The following is a 1,854-nucleotide window of genomic DNA, read 5'->3' as shown; positions in this document are numbered from 1 at the left end:
GCTACATCGCTCTATTTAGTATACGCTATATATAGTGTCTTTGCGTAAGTCCTGAATATATTTTTTTGTCATATTTTGTTGCTGCTTCAATACATCAAACTTACTCTTAACTTCTTTTTTTATTTGATGACCTTCTAAAACAACTTCCTCTGCAATTTGTTGATGCTCTTCGAGAGCATCTTTTAAATCTTCTACATCATTTTCGTAGTCAGTCTTATGCACTAAGTCTTTTTCATTTAATAGTTTAGCACGCTCTTTACCTACTTTAGATAGTGTATTTTGTAACCATCTACCTATTTGTAGAAGCTCAGAATTTTCAGGATTTAAAAATTGTTGTAGTTGGCTCTCAGCTTGATCTGCTCTTTGTTTTTCTGCCTTTGCTTTAGTTTCTGCCAACTCTGCCTTTTTATTTGCTTTACCTGTGCTTTCACTTAACATATATCTATTATAAGTATTTGCAGATTTGACAATTTGCAAAGGACGTAGATTATCATACACTTCTAAGATATCGTCATCTGTCAGCTTTAAATCTAGATACTCTTGTCTGATACCTGAATTATTAGCTATTATACGAATCTTTTGTTTTCTTTCTTTTTTACTTAATTCTACTTTTGTTTTCATATTTTAATTTTAATTGTTTAAGTAAAATTGGCAATTAATTATTAGACTATATTCTTAAGCATACTCAAAATTTGTTTAGTTATAAAGAGTGAAAATACTGAAATTTTTGCTTCATACAACTTATTTTATATCTATACGTTGATTAAATTTTTGAGTAGTCTTCAGGATGTAGGAGAGAGGTAATAAGAAAAAAGATTGAAAAACACTCTCCATCTTTGTCTGGTTTCTATTTTCCCTAATACCTCTTTTTAACGTGTGCGATCACTACTACTAATAAAAAAGTTGCCAGAAAATATTTCCGTTATCATCTGACAATTGTAGTTTAGTAGTTACAGCAAAAATTTGACTTCATAATCCTCAATTCTCAATTCTCAATTCCACTATTCCCTCAATTCAACATTAATCTCATTAACAATTCTACGTTTAAGTTCAACAGACTCAGAGCGTGGTAATAAATCAAAAACTTCTCTAAAAGTATCATCTACCTTTTCAAAACCAACTTGACCTTTCTCATTCAAAACAACTTTTCCTTCTTGGTTAATTAAAACAGTTTGAGGTACAAACCCTTGATAATAATAAGCTGGTTTTGTAGATTCATCACTGACAAAATTAGTCATAGCATCTACATTAACAGGAATAAAATCTGCTGCACGACCATAGAATTCTTGAAGTTGAGAAACTACAGTCGAAAATTGTTTACAATCTTTACTATCATCTAGAAAAAATACAAGTAGTGCTGGTCTAGAACTTTTTAAAGATTCTTTTAATGTCACTTTAGCAGGTACAATAGAACCATTACCAGCATAAAGAGCAAAAATATTACCATCAAATCTATCATCATTCAGATTTGCTAAAGCAGTAGGTGTTGCTATTAGCAATAAGAAAAAGATTGCCATTAAAAAAGCAACCACAGGAAAGAAAATTTTTTGCCACGAAAAACGTTCTGTTAGATTCAGCATAATTTTTATAGCTCTTAGGTTTTGTCAATGAGTTAGGACTGAATTATATCATGTTCCGTTAATATAAACTTGTAGTCGCGCTTTAGTACTGCTAGATTTATGGTGCTAAAGCACAACTACAAACAAAAACTTTTTTGTAACTAATAATTAGTTAGAGAGTGAATTTACAAGCAAAGATAAAGACAGTTATAGTGCTTAATATTCTGTATATTCGGTGGGTTATACCAATTTAATAAATGTTTGTTACAAATAGACAGGGTATTTTTTAGGAGTC

Annotated in this window: 2 protein-coding genes; both read right to left on the bottom strand. The window is 30.4% G+C overall.

Translation table 11 applies throughout. The features are described from left to right. Nucleotides 1-15 precede the first annotated feature (15 nt). Nucleotides 16-621 (bottom strand): hypothetical protein, encoded by a 606-nt coding sequence (locus tag ACP6PL_RS24315; protein WP_426547895.1) that lies wholly within the window; start codon nucleotides 619-621, stop codon nucleotides 16-18. Nucleotides 622-1,001: 380 nt separating this feature from the next. Beyond that, nucleotides 1,002-1,580, bottom strand: a complete 579-nt coding sequence (locus ACP6PL_RS24310) for a thylakoid membrane photosystem I accumulation factor (protein WP_426547894.1) — start codon at nucleotides 1,578-1,580, stop codon at nucleotides 1,002-1,004. Nucleotides 1,581-1,854: the final 274 nt, after the last annotated feature.

This window comes from Dapis purpurea BLCC-M126, assembly GCF_050015975.1.
In the GTDB taxonomy this organism is placed as follows: Bacteria; Cyanobacteriota; Cyanobacteriia; order Cyanobacteriales; family Microcoleaceae; genus Trichodesmium.
The sequence above is the reverse complement of the archived record's forward strand: the minus strand, read 5'-3'. Positions and strand labels throughout refer to the sequence as shown.

Excerpts from the sequence above, each read along its gene's own strand:
- ACP6PL_RS24310 (WP_426547894.1), bottom strand. The coding sequence starts at position 1,580 with ATGCTGAATCTAACAGAACGTTTTTCGTGGCAAAAAATTTTCTTTCCT.
- ACP6PL_RS24315 (WP_426547895.1), bottom strand. The coding sequence starts at position 621 with ATGAAAACAAAAGTAGAATTAAGTAAAAAAGAAAGAAAACAAAAGATT.